General features: G+C 67.9%; 17 protein-coding genes. 7 read left to right on the top strand and 10 right to left on the bottom strand.

The window, feature by feature from the left end; genetic code table 11:
* From LGM42_RS03365 to LGM42_RS03345, 5 genes are all read left to right on the top strand, one after another.
* Entirely contained in the window at positions 1-1,002 is a 1,002-nt protein-coding gene (locus tag LGM42_RS03365) for a transglutaminase family protein (protein ID WP_060311117.1), read from the top strand.
* A 93-nt stretch (positions 1,003-1,095) separates the two neighbouring features.
* Positions 1,096-4,509, top strand: coding sequence for a DUF2126 domain-containing protein (locus LGM42_RS03360; protein WP_226231564.1), 3,414 nt, complete (start codon positions 1,096-1,098; stop codon positions 4,507-4,509).
* 214 nt (positions 4,510-4,723) lie between these two features.
* Positions 4,724-7,330, top strand: coding sequence for a circularly permuted type 2 ATP-grasp protein (locus LGM42_RS03355; protein ID WP_059582381.1), 2,607 nt, complete (start codon positions 4,724-4,726; stop codon positions 7,328-7,330).
* Positions 7,324-8,355, top strand: a complete 1,032-nt coding sequence (locus tag LGM42_RS03350; protein WP_226231563.1) for a transglutaminase family protein — start codon at positions 7,324-7,326, stop codon at positions 8,353-8,355. Before LGM42_RS03355 ends, LGM42_RS03350 begins: the two co-directional genes overlap by 7 nt.
* A gap of 178 nt (positions 8,356-8,533) precedes the next feature.
* The gene (locus LGM42_RS03345) at positions 8,534-8,806 is read left to right on the top strand and encodes a hypothetical protein (protein ID WP_059582375.1); all 273 of its coding nucleotides are present in this window, start codon (positions 8,534-8,536) and stop codon (positions 8,804-8,806) included.
* A 60-nt stretch (positions 8,807-8,866) separates the two neighbouring features.
* Here the strand turns inward: LGM42_RS03345 and pip are convergent, their stop codons facing one another.
* Positions 8,867-9,799 carry a prolyl aminopeptidase gene (gene pip, locus LGM42_RS03340; RefSeq protein WP_059582373.1) on the bottom strand — a complete coding sequence of 311 codons (933 nt, stop codon included), beginning with the start codon at positions 9,797-9,799 and terminating at the stop codon, positions 8,867-8,869.
* Positions 9,800-10,129: 330 nt separating this feature from the next.
* Here pip and LGM42_RS03335 point away from each other — a divergent pair, with 330 nt between their 5' ends.
* Positions 10,130-11,281, top strand: a complete 1,152-nt coding sequence (locus tag LGM42_RS03335; RefSeq protein ID WP_226231562.1) for an acyltransferase family protein — start codon at positions 10,130-10,132, stop codon at positions 11,279-11,281.
* A 29-nt stretch (positions 11,282-11,310) separates the two neighbouring features.
* Here the strand turns inward: LGM42_RS03335 and LGM42_RS03330 are convergent, their stop codons facing one another.
* From LGM42_RS03330 to LGM42_RS03290, 9 genes are all read right to left on the bottom strand, one after another.
* Positions 11,311-12,129: a multidrug ABC transporter ATPase gene (locus tag LGM42_RS03330; protein ID WP_226231561.1), complete on the bottom strand. Its 819-nt coding sequence runs from the start codon at positions 12,127-12,129 to the stop codon at positions 11,311-11,313.
* 121 nt (positions 12,130-12,250) lie between these two features.
* Positions 12,251-13,171: a S1 family peptidase gene (locus LGM42_RS03325; RefSeq protein WP_226231560.1), complete on the bottom strand. Its 921-nt coding sequence runs from the start codon at positions 13,169-13,171 to the stop codon at positions 12,251-12,253.
* An 84-nt stretch (positions 13,172-13,255) separates the two neighbouring features.
* On the bottom strand, positions 13,256-14,320 hold the full coding sequence (locus tag LGM42_RS03320) for a 2-aminoethylphosphonate aminotransferase (RefSeq protein WP_226231559.1): 1,065 nt from the start codon (positions 14,318-14,320) through the stop codon (positions 13,256-13,258).
* A complete protein-coding gene (gene aepY, locus LGM42_RS03315; protein WP_059582360.1) occupies positions 14,320-15,501 on the bottom strand; it encodes a phosphonopyruvate decarboxylase in 1,182 nt (393 codons plus the stop codon). Before aepY ends, LGM42_RS03320 begins: the two co-directional genes overlap by 1 nt.
* Positions 15,498-17,183 (bottom strand): phosphoenolpyruvate mutase, encoded by a 1,686-nt coding sequence (gene aepX / locus LGM42_RS03310; RefSeq protein ID WP_089465543.1) that lies wholly within the window; start codon positions 17,181-17,183, stop codon positions 15,498-15,500. Before aepX ends, aepY begins: the two co-directional genes overlap by 4 nt.
* Positions 17,180-17,947, bottom strand: a complete 768-nt coding sequence (locus LGM42_RS03305) for an NTP transferase domain-containing protein (protein ID WP_059582354.1) — start codon at positions 17,945-17,947, stop codon at positions 17,180-17,182. Before LGM42_RS03305 ends, aepX begins: the two co-directional genes overlap by 4 nt.
* A gap of 35 nt (positions 17,948-17,982) precedes the next feature.
* Complete coding sequence (locus LGM42_RS03300) at positions 17,983-18,984, bottom strand: HpnL family protein (RefSeq protein WP_059582352.1); 1,002 nt, start codon at positions 18,982-18,984, stop codon at positions 17,983-17,985.
* Complete coding sequence (locus LGM42_RS03295) at positions 18,981-19,790, bottom strand: 2OG-Fe(II) oxygenase (protein WP_099317334.1); 810 nt, start codon at positions 19,788-19,790, stop codon at positions 18,981-18,983. Before LGM42_RS03295 ends, LGM42_RS03300 begins: the two co-directional genes overlap by 4 nt.
* Positions 19,787-20,476, bottom strand: a complete 690-nt coding sequence (locus tag LGM42_RS03290) for a CDP-alcohol phosphatidyltransferase family protein (RefSeq protein WP_059582348.1) — start codon at positions 20,474-20,476, stop codon at positions 19,787-19,789. Before LGM42_RS03290 ends, LGM42_RS03295 begins: the two co-directional genes overlap by 4 nt.
* Before the next feature lie 654 nt (positions 20,477-21,130).
* Here LGM42_RS03290 and LGM42_RS03285 point away from each other — a divergent pair.
* The gene (locus LGM42_RS03285) at positions 21,131-22,645 is read left to right on the top strand and encodes an acetyl-CoA hydrolase/transferase family protein (RefSeq protein ID WP_226231558.1); all 1,515 of its coding nucleotides are present in this window, start codon (positions 21,131-21,133) and stop codon (positions 22,643-22,645) included.
* Positions 22,646-22,879: the final 234 nt, after the last annotated feature.

Raw genomic sequence — 22,879 nt, 5'->3', positions numbered from 1 at the left:
ATGCGACTCGCCATTCGACACATTTCGCGTTATCGGTTCGACGATCAAGCCAGCCATGCGCTGCAACGGCTGCGGCTGCGCCCGCAATCCGGCCCCGGGCAGACGGTGCGCGCGTGGCAGGTCACGATCGACGGCGTCGAGCCGACGCTGTCGTACGCCGACGGGCTCGGCAACCGGATCGACCTCGTGCGCCACGATCGCGGCGCGAAGGACGAGATCGTGGTCGTGGCGGCCGGCGTCGTCGAGACGCAGGACCGCGCGGGCATTCTCGGCAATTCCGAAGGCTATGCGCCGCCGTGGATCTTCGAGCGCGAGACCGCGCTCACGAAGGCGGGCGACACCGTGCGCGCGCTCACGGACGCGCTGCCGATCGAGCCGCACGGTCTCGACGCACTGCACTGGCTGATGACGGAAGTGCACGGCCGCATCGCATACGCGCCGAACCTGGCGGCCGATGCGCCCGTCGATGCGGAAACCGCGCTGCAAAGCGGCGAGGGCACGAGCCGCGACCATGCGCACGCGTTCATCGCGGCCGCACGCGTGCTGAAGATCCCCGCGCGCTACATCTCGGGCTACGTGTTGGCCGACAGCGCGATGCAGCGCATCGCCGATTCGAAGCAGCATGCGGGCGACGTCGAGGAGGAGGCGGCGCTCGCGCTGCAGAGCGGCGACGGCATGCAGCAGGCGCTCGGCGCGTCGCATGCCGCGCAATCGCAGTCGCAATCGCAATCCCAATCCCAAGGCCAGCCGCAGGCGGCGCTCGGCGCGCAGCCGCAAGCCGCGTCGCTGATGCAGCAGCCGGCCGGCCATGCATGGGCCGAGGCCTATGTCGAAGGGCTCGGCTGGGTCGGCTTCGACCCGTTCATGAACCGTTGCCCGGATGAACGCTACGTGCGCATCGCGGTCGGCCTCGACCATCGCGACGCGCAGCCGGTGACGGGGCTCGGTGCGACGGCCGTCGCCGTCGAGATCAGCGTCGTGCAGTCGCCGGAACTCGTCTGACCGGCGGCGCGCTTTCGCCGAATCCGCCATGCCGGGCCGCCGCGTCGACAGCGACGCGGCGTGCGCGGCCGGCCCAACCCGACCCGAGCTCCCATGTCCATCCACGTCGCGCTGCATCACACCACCCGCTATCGCTACGACCGGCTCGTCAACCTCGGCCCGCAGGTCGTGCGGCTGCGGCCCGCGCCGCATTGCCGGACACCGATCCTCGCGTATTCGATGACGGTCGAGCCCGCGCAGCACTTCATCAACTGGCAGCAGGACCCGTTCTCGAACTATCTGGCGCGCCTCGTGTTTCCGGAGCGCACCGAGCACTTCGAGATCACCATCGATCTCGTCGCCGAGATGTCGGTGTACAACCCGTTCGACTTTTTCCTCGAAGCGAGCGCGGAGCAATATCCGTTCAGCTATGACGACGCGCTGAAGACGGAGCTCGCGCCGTATCTCGCGTGCGATCCGCAGACGAGCGCCGCGCCGCTGTTTCGCGCGTATCTCGACGGCGTGGACCGCACGCCGGCCGGCACCGTGAACTTCCTCGTCGCGCTGAACCAGCAGCTTCAGCGCGACATCGGCTATCTCGTGCGGATGGAGCCCGGCGTGCAGACGCCCGCGCAGACGCTCGAGCTCGCGTCCGGTTCGTGCCGCGACAGCGCGTGGCTGCTCGTGCAGCTGTGCCGCCATCTCGGCATCGCCGCGCGCTTCGTGTCGGGCTACCTGATCCAGCTCACGCCGGACGTCAAATCGCTCGACGGCCCGAGCGGCACGTCGGTCGATTTCACCGATCTGCACGCGTGGTGCGAGGTCTATCTGCCGGGCGCCGGCTGGATCGGCTTCGATCCGACGTCGGGCCTGCTCGCCGGGGAAGGGCATATTCCGCTCGCGTGTACGCCGCAGCCGACGAGCGCGGCGCCGGTCGAAGGGCTGATCGACGAATGCGAGGTGTCGTTCGAGCACGAGATGAGCGTGACGCGCGTGTACGAATCGCCGCGCGTGACCAAGCCGTATACGGAATCGCAGTGGGATGCCGTGCTCGCGCTCGGCTCGCAGGTCGACGGCGCGCTGGCCGCCGGCGACGTGCGGCTCACGCAGGGCGGCGAGCCGACCTTCGTGTCGATCGACGATCGCGACGGCGCCGAGTGGAACACCGATGCGCTCGGCCCGACCAAGCGCGGCTACGCGACCGAACTCGTGCAGCGGCTGCGCGCCGAATACGGCGACGGCGGCTTCCTGCATTTCGGGCAGGGCAAGTGGTACCCGGGCGAGCAATTGCCGCGCTGGGCGCTGTCGATCTTCTGGCGCGCGGACGGTCAGCCCGTGTGGCACGATCCGTCGCTGTTCGCCGACGAGCGCGAGCCGTCCTCGTACACCACCGACGACGCGAAGCGCTTCATCGATGCGCTCGCCGCGCGGCTGAACCTGACCGGCGAATTCATCCGGCCCGGCTACGAGGACGTGTGGTACTACCTGTGGCGCGAGCGCCGGCTGCCCGTCAACGTCGATCCGTTCGACGCGCGCCTCGACGACGAACTCGAGCGCGCGCGGCTGCGCAAGGTGTTCGAGCAGCAGCTCGACAGCGTGGTCGGCTACGTGCTGCCGGTGAAGCGGGTGGATGACACGCCGGGTCTCGACGGACCGCGCTGGCAGACGGGCCCGTGGTTCTTCCGCGACGAGCGGATGTACCTCGTGCCGGGCGATTCGCCGATGGGCTATCGGCTGCCGCTCGATTCGTTGCCGTGGACCGCAAGCGCCGACTATCCGTACCTCGTCGAGCGCGATCCGTTCGCGCCGCGCGACGCACTGCCGGACGCCGCCGCCATGCGCGCCCGCTATGCGGGCCCGGCCGACGCGCCGCGTTATCTGGCCGGCGTGCATCGCGAAGCGTCCGCGCCGACCGTGATGCAGTGGCGCGACGACGGCACGGCCGCGAGCGGTCGTGCGGGCGCCGTGGACCCGCATCGCCGGCCCGAGCGTTTCGAATCGGCCGCGTGGATCACGCGCACCGCGCTGTGCGTCGAAGTGCGCAACGGCATCCTGTACCTGTTCATGCCGCCGCTCGCCGCGCTCGAGGATTATCTCGACCTGCTCGGCGCGATCGAGCTGACCGCGCACACGCTCGGCGTGAAACTCGTGCTCGAAGGCTATCCGCCGCCGCGCGACGCACGGCTGAAGCTGCTGCAGGTGACGCCCGATCCGGGCGTGATCGAGGTGAACATCCACCCGGCCGCGAGCTTCGACGAACTCGTCGACCACACCGAATTCCTGTACGACGCCGCGTGGCAGTCGCGGCTGTGCAGCGAGAAGTTCATGGTCGACGGGCGGCACGTCGGCACGGGCGGCGGCAACCACTTCGTGCTCGGCGGCGCGACGCCGGCCGACAGCCCGTTCCTGCGCCGCCCGGACCTGCTCGCGAGCCTGATCGCGTACTGGCACAACCATCCGTCGCTGTCGTACCTGTTCTCGGGGCTCTTCATCGGGCCGACGAGCCAGGCGCCGCGCGTCGACGAGGCGCGCAACGACCAGCTCTACGAGCTCGACATCGCGTTCGCGGAAATCCAGCGCAACAAGCTGCTGTTCGGGCAGGACATGCCGCCGTGGCTCGTCGATCGCGTGCTGCGCAACCTGCTGATCGACGTGACGGGCAACACGCACCGCAGCGAGTTCTGCATCGACAAGCTGTATTCGCCCGATTCGTCCACCGGCCGGCTCGGCCTGCTCGAACTGCGTGCGTTCGAGATGCCGCCGCATGCGCGGATGAGCATCGTGCAGCAACTGCTGCTGCGCGCGCTGGTCGCGCGCTTCTGGGCCGTGCCGTACACGACGCCGCTCACGCGCTGGGGCACCGCGCTGCACGACCGCTTCATGCTGCCGGAATTTCTTCGGATGGATTTCGACGACGTGCTGGCCGAGCTGCGCGACGCCGGTTTCGCGTTCGATCCGGCGTGGTTCGCGCCGCACTTCGAATTCCGTTTTCCGCTGTTCGGGCAGATCGCTGTGAACGGGATGCAGCTGTCGCTGCGCGGCGCGCTGGAACCGTGGCACGTGATGGGCGAGGAGGGCGCGCCCGGCGGCACGGTGCGCTACGTCGATTCATCGGTCGAACGGCTCGAAGTGCGCGTGACGGGGCTGAACGACAACCGGCACGTCGTGACCGTCAACGGCCGCGCGCTGCCGCTGCAGCCGACCGGCACCGTCGGCGAATACGTCGCGGGCGTGCGCTACAAGGCGTGGTCGCCGCCGTCGGCGCTACATCCGACCATCGGCGTGCACGCGCCGCTCACGTTCGACATCGTCGATACGTGGCTGCAACGCTCGCTCGGCGGCTGCCGGTATCACGTCGCGCATCCGGGCGGGCGCAACTACGCGACGTTCCCGATCAATGCATACGAAGCCGAGAGCCGCCGGCTCGCGCGCTTCGTCGAGATCGGCCACACGCCGGGGCGGATGGAGGTCGCGGCTGCCGCGCCGAGCCGCGAATTTCCGTTCACGCTCGACTTGCGGCGGCCGTGATCGATCGATGACAGGGAGGACGACGATGCGCGGATCGCGACCTCCGGGCCCGCCGGTCGGTCGCGACGCCCCCGGAGTGCTAGGATGCGGGCAGATTGCGGTTCCGCGCTGCGGCTTGCCGCCCGACTGGCGGCGCGCGTGCGCGGCCGCACCCTGACGACGGAACGACATCGTGCCGCCCATTGACCTCGATCATCTCGCCGCCCTCGACGCGATGCCCACGCTTTTCGATACAGGCGCCCAGCCGGACGCCGCCGAACTGGCCGCCGCGCTCGCGGCGCCGGCCGCCGCCGGCCGTTACGACGAACTGCGCGGCAGCGCGGCCGGCCTGCACGCGCCCGCGCTTGCGCCCGCATGGCGCAGTTTCTTCACGTCGATCGGCAGCGACGGCGTGGCCGACCTCGACCGCCGCGCCGATGCACTGCACCGGCGCATGCGCGAGAACGGCCTGTTCTACCAGTTGCACGAGCAGCGCGCCGGCGACGGCGCGGTCGGCCCGTGGTCGCTCGACCTGCTGCCACTGATCGTCACACCGGAGGATTGGGTCGGGATCGAGCGCGGCGTGCTGCAGCGCGTGCGGCTGCTCAACGCGACGCTGGCCGACCTGTACGGGCCGCAGACGATCCTGCAACGCGGGCTGCTGCCGCCCGCGCTCGTCACCGGCCATCCGGGCTATCTGCGCGCGATGCGCGGCGCACGCGTGCCGGGCGATACGTGGCTGCACGTCGTCGCGTTCGATCTCGCGCGCGGCCCCGACGGCCAATGGCGGATCGTCGCGCAGCACACGCAGGGCGCGGCCGGGCTCGGCTACCTGCTCGAAAACCGGCTGATCGTGTCGCGGCTCTTTCCGCGCGGGTTTCGCGGGCTGCGCGTGCAGCGCCTCGCATCCGCGTATCGCGCGCTGCTGCAAAGCATGCAGTCGCTCAGCCCCGCCGCGAAGAATTCGCGGATCGTGCTGCTGACGCCGGGGCCGCACAGCGCGACCTATTTCGAGCATGCGTATCTCGCGCGCTATCTCGGTCTCACGCTCGTGGAAGGCGGCGACCTGACCGCGCGCGACAACCGCGTATTCCTGAAGACGCTCAGCGGGCTCGAGCCGGTGCATGGCATCCTGCGGCGCGTCGACGATGCGTGGCTCGATCCGCTCGAACTGCGGCCTGATTCGATGCTCGGCGTGCCGGGGCTGTTGCAGGCCGTGCGCGCGGGCAACGTGCTGCTCGCGAACGCGCCGGGCTCGGGTTTCCTCGAATCGCCGGCGATGCTCGGCTTCATGCCGCGTCTCGCGGAAGCGCTGCTCGGCGAAACGCTGACGCTGCCGGCCGTGCATTCGTGGTGGTGCGGCGAGGCGGCCGCGTGCGACGACGCGCTGCCGCAGCTCGCCCGCAGCATCGTCAAGGCATCCTATCCGCCCGACGTGCAGGAAGGCGGGGCGTTCGAACCGGTGATCGGCGCGCGGCTCACGCAGGCGCAACTGGCGGAATGGCGCGCGCGGATTCTCGCGCGGCCCGAACACTATACGGTGCAGGCCGACCTGCCGCTGTCGCAGGCGCCGACCTGGCCGCGGCCCGACGCGCCCGACGGCAACGGCAGCGCACGGATCGTGCCGAAGCCGCTGTTGCTGCGCGTGTTCGCGCTTGCGGACGGCGCGCGGCGCTGGCGGCTCCTGCCGGGCGGGCTGTCGCGGGTCGGCACGCGCGACGCGCTGTTCAACGCGCCGATGCCGCGCGGCGGCAGCACCGTCGATACGTGGGTGATGACCGAAGGCATCGTCGATTCGACGACGCTGCTGCAGACGCACCTCGGCCCCGACGATCTCGTCGAGCGGCCGCGCGCGATCGCGAGCCGCGCGGCCGAGAACCTGTTCTGGCTCGGCCGCTACACCGAGCGCGCGACCAACCTGATGCGCCTCGCGCGCGCCGCGCTCGAACGGCTGCGCGGCGAAGACGACGTCGACAGCCCCGCGCATCTGGAACTGATCGACACGCTGTGCCGCGACACCGGGCTGGTCGCGGCCGACGCGCCGCACGCGGTCGATGCGCCGCAGGCATTTCAGTACGCGCTGGCGACGTCGCTCACGCGCGGCGCCGATCGCACGTCGGGCATCGCGTCGTGCCTGTTCGGCATGCGGGGCGCGGCCGCCGCGATCCGCGAACGGCTGTCGAGCGATCAGTGGCGGCTGATCGACGACGCGACCCAACTGTTCGCGGACAGCGCAGGGCAGCCGGAAGCCGAGGAGCAGATCGGCAACGACGCGCTGCAGTTGCTGGAGCGCCTCGGGCTGCTGCTCGGCGCGATCACCGGCGCGCAGACCGACAACATGACGCGCGACGACGGCTGGCGATTGCTGTCGATCGGCCGGCAGATCGACCGGCTCGACTTCCTGTGCAGCGTGCTGAAGTTCGCGTTCGACGAAGGGGCCGTGCATCGGCAGGACGGCTTCGAGCTCGTGCTGGAACTGTTCGACAGCACGATCACGTTCCGTTCGCGGTTCCAGCGCGGCTTCGACGTCGCGCCGCTGCTGTCGCTCGTCGTGCTCGATACCGACAATCCGCGCTCGCTCGGCTGGGTCGTGCAGGCGCTGCGCGGCCGGCTGACGAAGGTCGAGCGCAGCGAAGGCTACGCGCTGTCCGAGCTGGCCGAGACGGTTCCGGACATACCCGCGTGGTCGCTCCACGAGCTGTGCGAGACCGCCGAAGGCGGCCGGCACGACAAGCTGCTCGCCGCGCTCGACACGACGGTGAAGGCGGTGTGGGAACTGTCGAACCGGATCGGCGAGCGCTATTTCAGCCACGTGCGCGAGGCGGGCAGGACGCTATGGTGACGATGAAAGGCGCACCGAAAACGCCATCCGGTGCCGGCCATGCACGGCAGGCAGCGGCCGCGGCTCCGGCCGCCGTCGCGCCGGGCCGGTTGCTGCGCGTCACGCACGACACCGAATACCGCTACGCGGCGCGTGTCGAATCCGCGCAGCACCAGGCTCGCCTGCAACCGCTCGCGACGCGGCGCCAGCAGATGCTGTCGTTCTCGCTCGACATCGAGCCCGCGCCGGAATCGGTCTGCACCGAGATCGACGCGTTCGGCAACGCGCGCGCGTCGTTCGCACTGAACCAGCCGCACGACGCGCTGCTCGTGCGCAGCCGCAGCACGGTGCGCGTGACACCGCCGATGTGGTCGCTTGGCGCCCGCGGCGAGCCGCCGCCGTCGATCGCGAATCCGGACGCCGCGCATGCCACCGCATGGGAGGCCGTACGCGACCGCTTGCGGTTCCGCGCGGGGCAGCCTTACGACCCGGCAAGCGAGTTCGTGTTCGCGTCGCCGCACGTGGCGTGCGACCCCGAACTCGCCGCATACGCGGCCGCGAGCTTCACGCCGCAACGGCCGCTCGTGCAGGCGGCGTGGGACCTGATGCGGCGTGTGCATGCCGATTTCGCGTACACGCCGAACAGCACCGACATCACGACGTCGGCACTCGACGCGCTGCGGTTGCGCAAGGGCGTGTGCCAGGATTTCGCGCACGTGATGATCGGCGCGCTGCGCTCGCTCGGGCTGGCCGCGCGTTACGTCAGCGGCTACCTGCTGACGCAGCCGCCGCCCGGGCAGCCGCGGCTGATCGGCGCCGACGCGTCGCATGCGTGGGTCGACGTGTACGATCCGGCGTGGCCCGAGGATGGTGGCTGGCTGCAACTCGATCCGACCAACGATCGCGCGCCCGGCGACGACTACGTGATGCTGTCGGTCGGCCGCGATTATGCCGACGTGACGCCGCTGCGCGGCGTGATCCGCGGCGGCGGCGCGGATCAGGAGCTGAAGGTCGGCGTGACGGTCGAGCCGCTCGATGCGGCTTGAGCGCGCCGCCGGGCAGGGCGCACACGCTTTAAGTTTTCGTTAATTCTGCACACCTAGCATGGTGGTGCCGGCGAACGGCTCGGACCCCGGTCCGGCTGGCCGGCGGCACGCGCGGGTGCGTCGACGTCACGGCGCCGCGCCGTCGCGCGTCGCCATTTCCATGCAACGGCGGCAGACCATGATCAAGCACTTCGACTACACGCTCGGCAACGAGACGATCGAGCTTTGTGCGAGCTTCGGCGCGGGCCCGGCGTTTCGGCGCGTGCTCGTGAGCCGCGCGGATTCGATGGAAACGCTCGTGGTCCTCGATGCGCGCGGGCTATCGGGCTTGCTGAAGGTGGCGACCGAGGAACCGGAAGGGCTGCTCGACGACGCGATCCGCAAGGTCGGCGACGAACAGCTCGTCGAACGGGCGATCAGCGGCCGGACGATCGTCGAAGCCGCGTTGTGACCGGCGGCGCGTAAGCGTGCCCGTAGGCACGGAGACACGCGCCGCGCCGCATTCCGTCGATCACGCAGCGAACCGGTCCGTCGCCGCGACGAGCGCCTCCAGAATCCCCGGCTCGTTGTACGCATGCCCCGCGCCGGGCACGATCTCGAACGTCGCGTCCGGCCACGCCTTCGACAGCTCCCATGCGGTGCGCGCCGGGGTCGCGATGTCATAGCGGCCCTGCACGATCACGCCCGGAATGCCGGCGAGCCGATGTGCGTCGCGCAGCAACTGGCCTTCCTCGACGAAACCCTTGTTCACGAAGTAGTGGTTTTCGATCCGCGCGAACGCGAGCGCATAGTGGCCGTCCCCGAAATGCGCGGCGAGCGCGGGATCGGGCAGCAGCGTGATCGTGCGGCCTTCCCAGATGCTCCACGCGCGTGCGGCTTCGAGTTTCGCGGCTTCGTCGTCGCCGGTGAGCCGGCGATGGTAGGCGGCCATCAGATCGCCGCGCTCGGCTTCCGGAATCGGTGCGAGGAAGTCTTCCCAGTGATCGGGAAACAGCCACGACGCGCCTTCCTGGTAGTACCACAGCAGTTCCGCGCGACGCATCGTGAAGATGCCGCGCACGATCAGCGCGCTCACGCGTTCGGGGTGGGTCTCCGCGTACGCGATCGCCAGCGCGCTGCCCCACGAGCCGCCGAACACCAGCCATTGTTCGGCGCCGACCATTTCGCGCAGGCGTTCGATATCGGCGACCAGATCCCACGTCGTGTTGTTCTCGAGGCTCGCATGCGGCGTCGACCGCCCGCAGCCGCGCTGGTCGAACAGCAGGATGTCGTAGCGCTCGGGATCGAACAGGCGGCGGTGGTCCGGGCCGCAACCGGCGCCGGGGCCGCCGTGCAGGAACACGGCGGGCTTGCCGGCCGGGTTGCCGCAGCGCTCCCAGTAGATGCGGTGGCCGTCGCCGGTGTCGAGATGGCCGTGGGCGTAGGGTTCGATCGGTGGGTACACAGACAGGCTCCGGGTGAGGGTCGACAGGGGCGGACGAGGCGCGGACCGGTGTGCGGGCGGGTACGGTACCGCGGGTGTTGCTGCGCCGCAAATTCGTTGCGTAGGCATCGGACCGGCCGCCGCCGGACAAGGCTTGTCATTATGCCCATTCGTCGCGCAGGGCGTGGGCGCGCCGTGGCGCGGCGTCGCCTCGTCGACGGCATGTGCCACGCGGATTTTTGAAGGAATTTCATTCCGATATTTTTCATACAAAATCCCGGCGACATGTCGGCGGGCCGGTCGGGCGCCGGCCGATTCCTGTTCCTTTACCGTGCCAACGGAAACCAGCCGATGAACCATCGCGTCACGCAGTTGACCGGGTTGCGCGCCGTCGCGGTCGCGATGGTCGTCGTCGGTCACGCCGAGCATGTGCTGCCCGGCGGCTATACGGGCTGGTACGCGCCGTTGCGGCTGATCGCCGACGGCCGGCTCGGCGTGCTGATCTTCTTCGTGCTGAGCGGTTTCCTGATCACCAACGTGCTGCGCGCCGAGTTCGCGCGCACGGGCGGGATCGCGCTGACGTCGTTCTACGTGCGCCGGGCGCTGCGGATCTGGCCGGCCTGCTATGTGTATCTCGCAGTCGTTGCGATCGTCGCGTTCGCCGGCGGGGTCGACGTCGATCGTCGGCAGTGGCTCTATGCGGCGCTGCACCTGTGGAATTACTCGGCGTGGTTCGGGCTGACCGGCGACAACGCGCTGCACCCCGACGGCGCGTGGTATCTCGGCCATTTCTGGTCGCTCGCGCTCGAGGAGCAGTTCTACTGGTTCTGGCCGTTGCTGTTCGTGCTCGGCATCCGCCGCGCCGGCACGCGCTGGCTGGCCGCGCTGATCCTGGTCGTGCCGCTGGTGCGCACCGTCACGTATTTCGTTGCGCCGGCGCTGCGCGGGCAGCTCGGGATGATGCTGCACACGGGTGTCGATCCGATCCTGATCGGCTGCTATGCGTCGCTCAACCGCGAACGGCTCGAAGCGTGGATCGGCTCGTGGCGCGGCGAGGCGCACATCGTGACGGCGCTCGTCTTCGTCGTGCTGATCGGCATGCCGCTCGCCGAGCACCGGCTCGGCGGCTTCTGGAATGCGACGTACGGCGTGACGCTCGAAGCCGCGCTGATCGCGATCGTGATCGTCGTGCTGAATTTTCGCGGCGAGTTCTGGTGTGCGCGGTGGTTGCGTACGCGGCCGGTCGTGTTCGTGGGTACGATCTCGTTCAGTCTTTATCTGTGGCAGCAGCCGTTCGCGAACCCGCATCTGCCGGTCGCGCATGCGTTTCCGCTCGGCATCGTGTGGGCGCTGGCGGCCGCGACGGCCAGTTACTTTCTCGTCGAAAAACCGTTCCTGCGGCTGAAGGATCGCTATACGGCGCGCGAGGCGCGGCGTGTGCGGGATGACGCGTTGCGGATGCCGGCGCCGACCGAGGCGATCGGGGCGAAGGTGGTGGAGTAGGTGGGGCGGGGCGGGGATTCGCCGCTGCCTTACTTGAAGCGTTTCTTCGAGACGGGTGAGTACCAGAAGTCGCGGAACATATCGATTCCATACGACTTGCCGTCGTATTTGACGATCGTGCGCACGGTACGTTTCCCGGTGGCCGAGCCTTTGTCGTCGTCGTTTTCCATATTGGTGACGTGCGCCGTAATCGATAGATCCGCGAAACCGTTGTGAGACGTTTTCTCGACAGCAATCGTCATGCGCGCAGATTCACTACGCAAGTCGCGCGTGTCGGGGCCGCAAGCGGTGCCTGTGGTGGCTACCCAGCCATGGAGATTTGTACCGAACACTGGACGGAGGCGGGCGCCGTCGCGAATCCACAGCGTCAGTTCGTTCTCGGGGTATGCGTCTACACAGCTCGGCCCGCGTGCGCTACTTGTAAACACGACGCCGAACGCGCGCACGTCGGGCGACAAACGGTAGGGCGCCGTGTCGATGCGGTAGCTGTTTTCGCCGATCTCAGTCGCCGCATCCTCTTCCACCACCGACCGATCGGCCGCCACGACCTTGCCGCCTTCGACGAGCGCGATGACCTGCAGCTTTTTGCTTTCGTCCGGGTTCTTGCTTTTGGGCAGCGAATCGAACGCAACGGCCGCGATCGTTGTTTCCGGCGCATTCGGTATGGCCTTGCATGACGACGCGACGACGAGCCGGTCCGCGTCGCGCGTGGCGATCCGTGCGCTCGCGATGCCGGCCCAGCGGGCGATGGCTGTGACGGTTTCGTCGCCGCAAGGCTGATTATCGGCGGCGTGAGCGACGGGGAAGGCGGCGAGCGCCAGTATTGGGGCGAAGCGCAGGACTCTCATTGTCGCGATCGGAAATGTCTCTTCATGGATTTTCGTGGGTGTCGTTTACCGGCCCGTTGTTGCCGTTGAGCTTTGACGAAAGCTGTTGTTCAATGAGATGTTAGGCAGCAACCGCAAGAACCTAGTTAAGTGCACCACAACACTCCTTGTATCGCTTTCCGCTTCCGCAGGGGCACCGCGCGTTTCGGGACACCGCCGGCGCTGGCTGAAAAGCTTTCTTTACGGCCTCTTCGAGCACCAAAAGCTCACTTGCCTGAATCACGTATCCAAGGTTGTTCGGGATACTTCCAACTGCTATCGACTTCGTATCCGTTGGAACGTCAACTACGACGATCTCGCCGGTTGTAGTGTGTTGAGGGCCGGCGTACAGGGTTCCAAGCAATGCCACTCGACTTCCTGTACAAAGCGAACCGTTCGGGCTGACATAGCTTCCAATATTCGCTAAGAATACGGGGGATCCTGACGAGCCAGGGAAGCAAGCTGCATCAATGAGGAACTCAGGCTTCCCGTTCAATTTCAGCTTGGGATGTGTTGCCGTAATTCCCTTTCTGATGATTGGTAGATTGTGAAGCTGATCCCATAGACCGTTGGGGTAACCAATCATCACGATCTCCTCCATCGGAGGCAAAGACTCCAGAAGATCGTTGCTTGCGAGCGCCCCTTTACCAAGAGGTACAAAATGATAGGCCCGCCCGTCCTTGCTTGCACTATTTAAGATTGGGCCTATAGGAAAGGCAACTAGATCTATCGTGGCTGTAGGGTGGGGTATGCAATATTTACCCAAATCGTTAAGGACTACGGCCTCATGCTTCCCGAGCTCTGGAGTACCGTCTTTATTCTTCAACGTTAAATGAAAGACTCCTCGGATCGCACCCTCGACAACATGCTTGTTCGTCACTACGCAGGGAAGTACTTTCCCCTCTGCCTCGCAGAACATAAAGATGTAGCCAGAACCCGACGAAATTCTATTCTGTGAATCCGTGCATTCAATGCGCACCGTGCTATGCACAAGTTGCATGATGGGATGGATGAACTGAGACATCGATCAAAGCGCTTTACGTTCAAAGATTTTCGAAGAATAAAAAAGGCCCTTGCGGGCCTATTGACGACGAAGGTGCGAGACCGCTTACCGCGTCAACGCTGTAAACCCCTCCAGCAACCGCTCGACATCGGCCGCCTGAATCGCGCCCATCGTCGAGATCCGGAACAGTTCCTTCGACAGTCCGCCTTGCCCGGCGTAGATCACGAAGCCGCGTGCCTTCAGCCCGTCGTGCAGGGTTTCGTACGTCACACCCTGCGGCAGCCTGTACGCACGCAAAACCACCGAGGACTCGCCTTCCGGCAGCACCAGCGGCATCCCGCGCGCAACAAGCCCCGCCTGCGCCTGATCGGCAAGCGCCTTGTAACGCGCATGCCGAGCACGCCAGCCGCCGGCCTCATCGAATTCACGCAGTGCTTCGACCAGCGCGTAATACGCATGCACGGACGGCGTAAACGGCGTATTCCGCTGATCCTGCAGCTTCGCAAGCCGCCCGAGATCCAGGTAATAAGTCCGGCTCGCGGCCTTCGCAAGTGCGCTACGGCGCACGATCACGAACGCGGCACCCGGCACACCATGCAGGCACTTGTTCGCGGTCGCAGCAACGGCATCGATCTCGCCACCTGCAAAATCGATCGCTTCCGCGCCGAAGCTGCTGACGCCGTCCACGAGCATCTTCACGCCGCGCGCACGGCACACCTCGGCGATGGCGCCGAGGTCGTTCAGCCGGCCCGTCGTCGTTTCATGATGGATCACCGCGACATGCGAGTAGCGGCCCGCGTCGAGGCGAGCGCCAATCTGCGCGACATCCGGCGCCTGCATCCACTCGTGCTTCAGCACATCGTGCGCGATCCCGTACTGCGTGGCGATCTGCGTGATCCGTTCGCCGTACACGCCGTTCTCGATCACGAGCAGCCTGCCGTCCTGCGGCACGAGCGCGGCGATCATGCTTTCGACGGCGGCGGTGCCGGAACCCGTCATCAGCACGGCGGCCCATTCGGCCGGGTCGAGTTCATACGCGGCAACGAGCCGTGCGCGCGCTTCATCCTGCAAGTCGAAGAATTCGCCTTCGCGATGGCACAGGTCGGGTTGCAGCAGGCTGCGGCGCACGCGTTCGGAGAGCGTGACCGGGCCGGGGTTCAGCAGCAGCATCAATGGGCTCCTTCGACGTGGGCTTCGGTCTGCGCGGCGCCGATGTGCCGCATCAGACGGGTCTTGACCTCGACCGGCGTGACGGTCGGGCGCGGCAGGCCGTCGGGCACGCCGGTGCGGATTGCAATGCGCACGAACTGTGCACCGTCGCCCGTGGCAGCCAGCGCCGCATCGAGCACGTCGAGCGTATCGCCTTCGACCGCCGACGCATAACCGCACGAAGCGGCGACACCCGCGAACGACACATGCTGCGACACCGTCGCCTGGCCGCCCGTCGATTCGTGCGCGCCGTTGTCGAGCAGCACGTGCGTGAGGTTGGCCGGGCCGTAGGTGCCGAGCGTCGCGAACACACCCATGCGCATCAGCGCGGCGCCATCGCCGTCGACGGCCACCACGCGCAGGTCCGGCCGTGCGAGCGCGAGGCCGAGCGCGAGCGGCGTCACGCAGCCCATCGAGCCGACCATGTAAAGCTGGTTCGGGCGATCGTCGAGCGCGTAGAGTTCGCGGCCGCAGAAACCGGTCGACGCGAGCACGACGGTCGAATCGACCGGCGTATGCGCGATCACGCGCTGCAGCGCGTCGTGACGGGTCGGCCATGCATCGGCCGACGCGGCGCGCGCCGACGATTGCGCGGCGACGTGCGCGCGCGGCGTCGCGGCCGGGTTCGCCTTCAGTTCATACGGCGCGACGCTGCCTTTCTGCATCACGAGCGCGTACGGGCGGCCCGTCGCGTCCATGTGCGCGATCGCGCGGTCGAGTGCCGGGCCGACCTGTTCCGGGTCGGTCGGGAACGTCTCCCACGGAATCTCCATCGTGTCGAGCATCGCGGGCGTGATCGGGCCCATCAGCGCGTGCTGCGGCTCGTCGGCCACGCCCGGCTGGCCGCGCCACGTGACGATCAGCAACTGCGGCAGGCGGAACGTCCAGGTGAGCGACGTGAGCGGGCTCACCGCGTTGCCGAGCCCGGAGTTCTGCATCATCGCGATCCCGCGCTTGCCGCCGAGCGTCGCGCCGGCGATCAGCGCGACCGCGTCGCCTTCGTTCGCGGCCGACACGTAATGCAGCGTCGGGTCCTGCAACACGTAATTGATGAACGGCGTCAGGTACGAGCAGGGCACGCCCGCGTACCAGTCGAAACCGCGTTCGCGCGCGGCCTCGACGAACTGGGCCGCTTCGATCATTGCGCGCCCCCGTTGGCGGTGCCCGGCTCGGACAGCGGCGTCTGGCCGTGCGCGAAATCGCCCGCGCGGCGGAAGTCTTCGAGGTCGTTGACGCCGCGCCAATGGCCGTGCACGTACTGCACCTCGATCTTCTCGCCGGCGGCGATCAGTTCGTTCAGCAGCGACGGGATGTCGAGCGTGTCGAAATCAGGACGCGCCTGCAGCGTCGCGAGCATCGCCTTCAGGCGGTCGACGCCGGCGCCGCGCACGTTCAGCAGGCCGATCCAGCGGCCGTGCGGGGTGCCTGCCGCGACGTCGCTCGACACGCGCTGCAGGTAGGTCTTCTGGCCGAACAGGCCGCGATCGTCGGCCGCCGAGCAGAGGGCGAAGTCGCGCACGCTCTGGTTGGTCTCGGTGAGCGACGAATCGACCACCACGCTGAACTCGGCCTCGCTCTCCGCGAGGTCGCGCACGATGTAGCTGCGGAACAGCAGGTCGCCGTACGAGATCACGGTGTCGCCGGTCAGGCGGTCGGCCGCGCAGGCGAGCGATGCGAGTTCGCCCGTCTGCGCATGGCGCTCGTTGACGACGAGCTTGATGCCCGACGTGTCGATCGCATCGGCGCGATAGCCGCCAACCACGGTGATGTCGTTCACGCCGTGCGTCTTGAAGCCGTCGACGAGCCAGCGCAGCAGCGGCTTGCCGGCGACCGGCAGCATGACCTTGGGTTTATCTTCGGTGACGGCTTCGAGGCCCTTGCCGCGGCTCGCGGCGAGCACGATCGCCGCATTCGACGCGCGCGATGACGAAGACAGGTAGATACGCTCGGCAGCCGAGTACTCGTCGGCGTCCTGCAGGCGGAAGATCTCGTTGACCGATGCGACGCGGTCCTCGACGTTGATCAGCGTTTGGCTCTCGTAGATCTCGCGCGCGGTCGCCTGCATCGCGGATGCCGACGCGCGGATCAGGTGGTTCGCCCAGATCACGGTGCTGATGCCGGCCTGGCGGAACACGTCGGTCGGCGTGCTGTAGTACTTGGTCGGCACGATCACGAGCGGCGCCTTGCCGCTCCATTCGCGCGCGAACTGCAGGATTTCGTCGGGGCGCGACAGCTTGCTGTGGATCAGGATCGCGTCGGCGCCGGCTTCCGCGTACGCGTTCGCGCGGCGCAGCGCCTCGTCCATCCCCCAGCCGGCGATCAGCGCTTCGACGCGCGCGACGATCGAGAAGTCGGGGTCGGTCTGCGAATCCTTGCCGGCCTTGATCTTGCCGCAGAATTCGTCGATCTCGGCGAGCGGCTGGCGCTCGCCGCCGATGAAGCTGTTGGTCTTCGGAAACTGCTTGTCCTCGATGCACACGCCGGCGATGCCGCGCTGCTCGAGCTTCTTCACGAGGCGGCGCACGTTGTTGAAGTTGCCGTAGCCGGTGTCGCCGTCGAGCAGGATCGGCAGGTCGCTCGCGTCGGCCATGAATTCGAGCACGTCGACGACCTGCGTCCAGCTCGCTTCGTTGTTGTCGCGCACGCCGAACTGCGCGGAGATCGCGAGGCCCGAGGCCCAGATGCCCTTGAAGCCGGCCTCGCGGACGATCCGCGCGGACAGGCCGTTGTGCGCTTCCATCAGGAATTCGAGATCGCTGCTGACGAGCATGCGGCGCAGGCGCGCGCTGCGCGATTCGGTGAAGTTGGGTTCGCGTGCGTTCATCGTGCGGCTCCGGCGGTAGTGCGTTGAATCAGGGGAAGAATGTCTTGCGTCGCGCGTGCGACGTCGTTCGGGAAATCGATCTCGATCCACGGCGAGCCGGTGACGTCGGCGACGTCGAACGAATGGCCGCCTTCGAGCAGCAGGTCGCGCACGGCTTCCTCGTGCGGCATGTTCGCGCGGCCGCTGTCGACGTAGCCCGCGACGATCGTCGCGAGGCGGCGCGCGGTGCCTTCGGTGAAGCGGAAGAAGCCGACCGATTCGCCGATCGTGTCGTAGTCGAGGTCGACCGCGAGCTGCTTGCGCAGCTCGACGGGCACGCCGTTCTTCAGGCACAGCTTGACGGGTTCGTCGCCGGCCTCGAAGTCGCGGTCGATCAGCAGGCGGTCGACCGCGCGATCGGAATCGGCCACCAGCGCGTGCAGGATGTTCTCGTCGTACAGCACGTCCGCGTCCATCAGCAGCACGTCGCCGCCGCGCGTCATTGCCTCGGCGACGGTATGCACGGTCAGCACGCTGCCGAGGTCGTAGCGGTCGTTGATCACGATCTCGGCGGTGCGGCCGAGGCGCTTCAGTTCCTGCTCGACCTTCTCGTGCTGAAAGCCGAGCCCGAGCACGATCTCGTCGACGCCCGCGGCGTCGAGCACGCGCAGATGGCGCTCGAGCAGCGACACGTCGTCGAAGCGCAGCAGGCACTTCGGAAACTGCGCTTCGGGCGGTTGTTGCAGGCGCAAGCCGAGGCCTGCCGCAAGAATGATGGCTCGCATGGGTTCTCCAACCAAAAAGCCGGCGATCTGAACGATCAGTCGGCGAGCGGCTGCGGCGCACGGCGCCGCTGCCAGTTTCTTTCACTGAAATGCAGATAGAGCAGGCCGGGCAGGCCGAGCGCGAGTTCGCGCGCACGCTTCGCGAGCGACAGCGCGAGCGCCGCGTCGGGCGGCAAGCCGACCAGCGGCGCGAGCAGCAGGTAGCCGCCTTCCTGCGCGCCGAGCGAGCCCGGGATCGCGAAGGCCGCGCCGCGAATCGCCTGGCCGACGCTTTCGAGCAGCAGCGCGTCGAGCCAGCTCACCGGATGCCCGAGGAAGTGCAGCGCGAGCCACACTTCCGCGGTGCCGACGATCCAGCCGACGAGACTCAACGCGAAGGTCTTCGCGACTTTCGCGCGATCGCGGTACAGCGCGCCGACGGCGCCGTCGATCGCGTCGGCGCGCGTGGCGAGCGACGACCAGTCGCGCGGGCCGAGCAGCTTCGACGCGAGGCGCAGGCCGCGGCCGAACAGGCCGCGCCGCTGCGCCAGATAGAACATCACCGCGAGCGCGCCGAGCACGCCGGTGGCGATCAGCGCGGGCGTGCGCAGGTGCGCGACCGACTCGTGCGTCGCATACAGGCTGAACGCGGCGATGCCGATCAGCGCGAAGGCCATCTGCGAGAGCGCCTGCATCGTCGTGCCGACGGTCACGGCGGCGGCCGCGTCGGCCATCCGCGTGCCGCGCTGCGCGAGGTGGCGCACCATCAGCACGGGGCCGCCGATCTGCCCGGCGGGCAGCAGGCTGTTCACCGATTCGCCGACCCAGCGCGCGCGCAGCGCATTGCCGAGTTCGGCGCCGGGCTGCCCGCGGCGGAACATGACCGTAATGGCTACCGCGTCGATCACGAGCGGCACGACGTGGAACGCCGCGACGAGCGCGAGGCCCCAGCCGGCCGCGAGGAACGTGGACGCCACCGCGCCGACGCCTTGCCAGGCCAGCAGGGCGATGAAGAGTGCGGTCCCGAGGGACAGCAGGATGAGGCCCGCGCGTGTCATGACCCGCTCGTGCGTCGCGTCGCCAGCTGCTTGAAGACCTGGCGGAAACCGAAATACGCGATCGCGTCCTTCATGTTCGAGATGAAGCGCTTCCACGGCCGCATGCCGGGGTTCGTCACGTATTCGAACGTGAGCGACACGCGCATCTCGTTCTGGCCGAGCGGCGTGATGCGGTGGCGCAGCTTGTCGCCGTCGAACAGCACGATGCCGCCGTCGGCGATCTGCACGGAGCCCGGTTCGTCGGGCACGTCCGGGTTGCGCGTATGCAGCTCGTAGTCGAGCCGGCACGACGATTCGTCGATCACGCCGATCAGCAGCGTGTAGCGGCGGCCGTCGTAGTACGACGTGTCGTAGTGCCAGCCGATGTGGTCGCCGGGTTTCGTGTAGTAGTAGAGCGCGTACGCGTGCGGATCGTCGTCCGGCGACAGCATCAGCTTGTCGCCGGTGATTTTCTCGAGGAAGCCGATCAGCGCCTTCGAGCGATACAGCTCGGCGATGTACGGCGCCTGCTCGTCGATCGTATGGCGGCTCACGCTGCCGCCCTGCTTGTGGCCGGGCAGGTAATTGCGGTTCAGGCCGGCCTGCATCGCGCGCGCGGCATCCGCCAGCTTCGCGTGCGCGTCGGCCGGCAGGAATGCGTCGAGATAGAGGAACGAGCCCTGGCGCGTGTAGTCGCCGCGCAGGCGCTCGAGGTCGAGCCGGCCGACGCAGTCGGCCACGGTGCGATCGGGATCGGCCGCCGTCGCGCGCACGGGCGCGGGGCGTGCCGGGCTCAGCACGGAATCGTCGCGCGTGCTAGGAGTCATTTGGAAGCCTGGATTTCGGTTGAATTCTGCGAAAGGTCGCCGCGGTTGCCGCGCCGCACGACGCGCCACCAGTCGATCACGACCCAGGCGGCGAACAGCGGGGCGCCGATCGACGCCGCGAGCAGGAACGGCTGCACGCCGTCGACGAGCGTCACGATCGGCAGCAGGTACAGCACGTCCTCGGTCTCGAAGCCGCCGGCGAACGCCTGCTTGGTGCCGGCCTTGCCGGCGATCGATTCGATCCGCATGCGCAGGAAGAAGATCAGCGCGACGGCCGCGCCGGCCACGGCGCCGAGCAGCACCGGCGACGCGGCCATCTGGCCGCCCTGGGCGACGATGCCGACGCCCATGCTGACGAACAGCGCGACCGTGACGAGCGCATCGGCCGCGAGGTCGTAAAAATGACCGATCTTGCTGGACTTGCCGCTGATGCGCGCGAGCTCGCCGTCGGTATGGTCGACGAAGTTCGACAGCACGATCAGGAACGCGCCCGCATTGCTCCAGCCGAAGCCGCCGTGCGCGAGGCACCAGGCGCCGGCGAGGCCGATCAGCAGACGAAGGGTGGTGAGGTGATTCGGGGTGACCGGCGTATCGACGAGCGGTCGGACAAGCGAGCGCGCGAGCCGCGCATCCCACGTGCGTGGCAGGGGCGGTTCGGGGTGTGTGGCGGTTTTTCTTTGGTCCATCGGCGAAATATATACGGAATTGTAATTTGTTGCTTTTTATTCGATCAATGTCCTGACATGCGGGAGTGTTACCGCGTCTTGCAGGCATCGGCCGGTTCGAAAACGCACCTGCGAACGAGGCCGCCGACCGGGCGGCCGGACCCACTTTCCAGTGTGGTCCGCATCGCGCGGCTGTCAAGGCCGCAGGGGCTTCGCGGGCCGGCGCGGCGGCGCTTCTCGCGCCGGCCGGCCGGCGGCGCGCGATGGACCGGAGCTTGACCTCCGTCAGGCCGGGAAAGAGCGCAGCGGGCGACAATCGGCCACGCCGGACGGGTGTCGTCCGTTGCCGAACCAAAGGCCGTCAATGTCGAGGGACGTCCGTCGATTGATGCGCGACGGCCGACGATCGCGAACCGGTGATTCCGCCCCGATGCTTTCACGTACCTTTCGCGCGCATCGGGCGGGCCGATCGCCTGTCACGGAACGGTCGTTCGATACCCGGCAAATTCGGCAAGGATCTTTTGCATCCGGCGGACATTTCGCGGCGATCGCCTCTGCGATACTCCGACCGTGCCCGTGGTGCCGGGCCGCCCCTCGCGGCCCCAAGGGCTTCGCGTCGCTCAGGAGACACCCCCCGCGACGTCAACGACAGACCAAAGCGTCAGATAACCAGCCATGTCTTCATCACGCATCCTCGCTCCCGCCCTGCGTTCGCTCGTCCGCACCGCCGACGAAGCCGCCGCGCTGATCCGCCCCGGCATGACCGTCGCCATGAGCGGCTTCACCGGGTCGGGCTATCCGAAGGTCGTGCCGGCCGCGCTGGCCGCCCACATCGACGCGGCGCACGCGCGCGGCGAGGACTTCCGGATCAACGTGCTGACGGGCGCGTCGACGGCACCGGAACTCGACGGCGCGCTCGCCCGTACCGACGGCATCTCGATGCGGCTGCCGTACCAGTCCGACCCGACGTTGCGCGACAAGATCAACGGCGGCGAAGTCGATTACCAGGACGTCCACCTGAGCCACGTCGCGCAATACGCATGGTTCGGGCTGTACGGCGATCTCGACGTCGCGATCGTCGAAGTCGCGGGCATCCGCGAGGACGGGCTGCTGATTCCGTCCGCGTCGATCGGCAACAACAAGACCTGGCTCGAGCGCGCGAAGCACGTGATCCTCGAAGTGAATGCGCGCCAGCCGCTCGGCCTCGACGGGATGCACGACATCTACTACGGCACCGCGCTGCCGCCGCACCGCAAGCCGATTCCACTGACGAAGAGCGACGACCGGATCGGCGAGCCGTACCTGCGCTGCCCGGCCGACAAGATCGTCGCGATCGTCGAAACCGACGCGCCGGACCGCAGCAATGCGTTCACCGCGCCGGACGCGACCTCCAGGCAGATCGCGCTGCACCTGATCGACTTCCTGCGCCACGAAGTGAAGCGCGGCCGCCTGCCGGAAAACCTGCTGCCGCTGCAGTCGGGCGTCGGCAACATCACGAACGCGGTGCTCGCGGAACTGAGTTCGGCCGGCTTCTCGAACCTGACGGCCTACACCGAGGTGATCCAGGACGGCATGCTCGACCTGCTCGACGACGGCACGCTGAGCTTCGCGTCGGCCACCGCGCTGTCGCTGAGCCCGGCCGCGGTGCAGCGTTTCGCCGACGACATCGCGACCTTCCGCGAGAAGATCGTGCTGCGCCCGCAGGAGATCAGCAACCATCCGGAACTCGTGCGCCGCCTCGGCTGCATCGCGATGAACGGGATGATCGAGGCCGACATCTACGGCAACGTGAATTCGACGCACGTGATGGGCACGAAGATCCAGAACGGCATCGGCGGCTCGGGCGACTTCGCGCGCAACGGCTATCTGTCGTGCTTCATGTCCGCGAGCACCGCGAAGGGCGGGGCGATCTCGCGGATCGTGCCGATGGCGAGCCACGTCGACCATACCGAGCACGACGTCGCGGTGGTCGTCACCGAGCAGGGGCTGGCCGACCTGCGCGGCCTGTCGCCGAAGCAGCGCGCGCGCAAGATCATCGCGACCTGCGCGCACCCGGACTACCGCCCGATGCTCGAGGATTACTTCGAGCGCGCGTCGCGCGAAAGCTTCGGCAAGCACACGCCGCATCTGCTGGCCGAAGCGCTGTCGTGGCACGAGCGCTACGTGCGCACCGGGACGATGAAGGCCTGACGAGCGGGCCCGCGGCGGGCGCGTGCCCGTCGCAGTCGAGCGACGGAATGCCGGGCACCCGCCGCAGGAACAGCGTCGACAGTTCCATCGCGAGCGTGGCGCCCGCGTCGATCACAGCAGTTTGAGCGGGCTGCCGGGCGTGCTCGTCGCGCACCTCGGCCGCGGACGGCGATGGTGCGGCGGCGCGGCGGGATACGACGCGGGGCCAACGGTTTCATGGGGCCCGGACTTGTC

The organism is Burkholderia sp. AU39826, from assembly GCF_020419965.1.
Lineage (GTDB): Bacteria > Pseudomonadota > Gammaproteobacteria > Burkholderiales > Burkholderiaceae > Burkholderia > Burkholderia semiarida.
The sequence above is the reverse complement of the archived record's forward strand: the minus strand, read 5'-3'. Positions and strand labels throughout refer to the sequence as shown.

Bases quoted from the DNA above. Each gene is read 5' to 3' on its own strand.
- LGM42_RS03320 (WP_226231559.1), bottom strand. From the start codon at position 14,320: ATGCTGCTGCTGAACCCCGGCCCGGTCACGCTCTCCGAACGCGTGCGC.
- LGM42_RS03295 (WP_099317334.1), bottom strand. From the start codon at position 19,790: ATGACTCCTAGCACGCGCGACGATTCCGTGCTGAGCCCGGCACGCCCC.
- aepX (WP_089465543.1), bottom strand. From the start codon at position 17,183: ATGAACGCACGCGAACCCAACTTCACCGAATCGCGCAGCGCGCGCCTG.
- LGM42_RS03300 (WP_059582352.1), bottom strand. From the start codon at position 18,984: ATGACACGCGCGGGCCTCATCCTGCTGTCCCTCGGGACCGCACTCTTC.
- LGM42_RS03360 (WP_226231564.1), top strand. From the start codon at position 1,096: ATGTCCATCCACGTCGCGCTGCATCACACCACCCGCTATCGCTACGAC.
- LGM42_RS03335 (WP_226231562.1), top strand. From the start codon at position 10,130: ATGAACCATCGCGTCACGCAGTTGACCGGGTTGCGCGCCGTCGCGGTC.
- aepY (WP_059582360.1), bottom strand. From the start codon at position 15,501: ATGATCGAAGCGGCCCAGTTCGTCGAGGCCGCGCGCGAACGCGGTTTC.
- LGM42_RS03355 (WP_059582381.1), top strand. From the start codon at position 4,724: ATGCCCACGCTTTTCGATACAGGCGCCCAGCCGGACGCCGCCGAACTG.
- LGM42_RS03285 (WP_226231558.1), top strand. From the start codon at position 21,131: ATGTCTTCATCACGCATCCTCGCTCCCGCCCTGCGTTCGCTCGTCCGC.
- LGM42_RS03305 (WP_059582354.1), bottom strand. From the start codon at position 17,947: ATGCGAGCCATCATTCTTGCGGCAGGCCTCGGCTTGCGCCTGCAACAA.
- LGM42_RS03290 (WP_059582348.1), bottom strand. From the start codon at position 20,476: ATGGACCAAAGAAAAACCGCCACACACCCCGAACCGCCCCTGCCACGC.
- LGM42_RS03345 (WP_059582375.1), top strand. From the start codon at position 8,534: ATGATCAAGCACTTCGACTACACGCTCGGCAACGAGACGATCGAGCTT.
- LGM42_RS03325 (WP_226231560.1), bottom strand. From the start codon at position 13,171: ATGTCTCAGTTCATCCATCCCATCATGCAACTTGTGCATAGCACGGTG.
- LGM42_RS03330 (WP_226231561.1), bottom strand. From the start codon at position 12,129: ATGAGAGTCCTGCGCTTCGCCCCAATACTGGCGCTCGCCGCCTTCCCC.
- LGM42_RS03350 (WP_226231563.1), top strand. From the start codon at position 7,324: ATGGTGACGATGAAAGGCGCACCGAAAACGCCATCCGGTGCCGGCCAT.
- LGM42_RS03365 (WP_060311117.1), top strand. From the start codon at position 1: ATGCGACTCGCCATTCGACACATTTCGCGTTATCGGTTCGACGATCAA.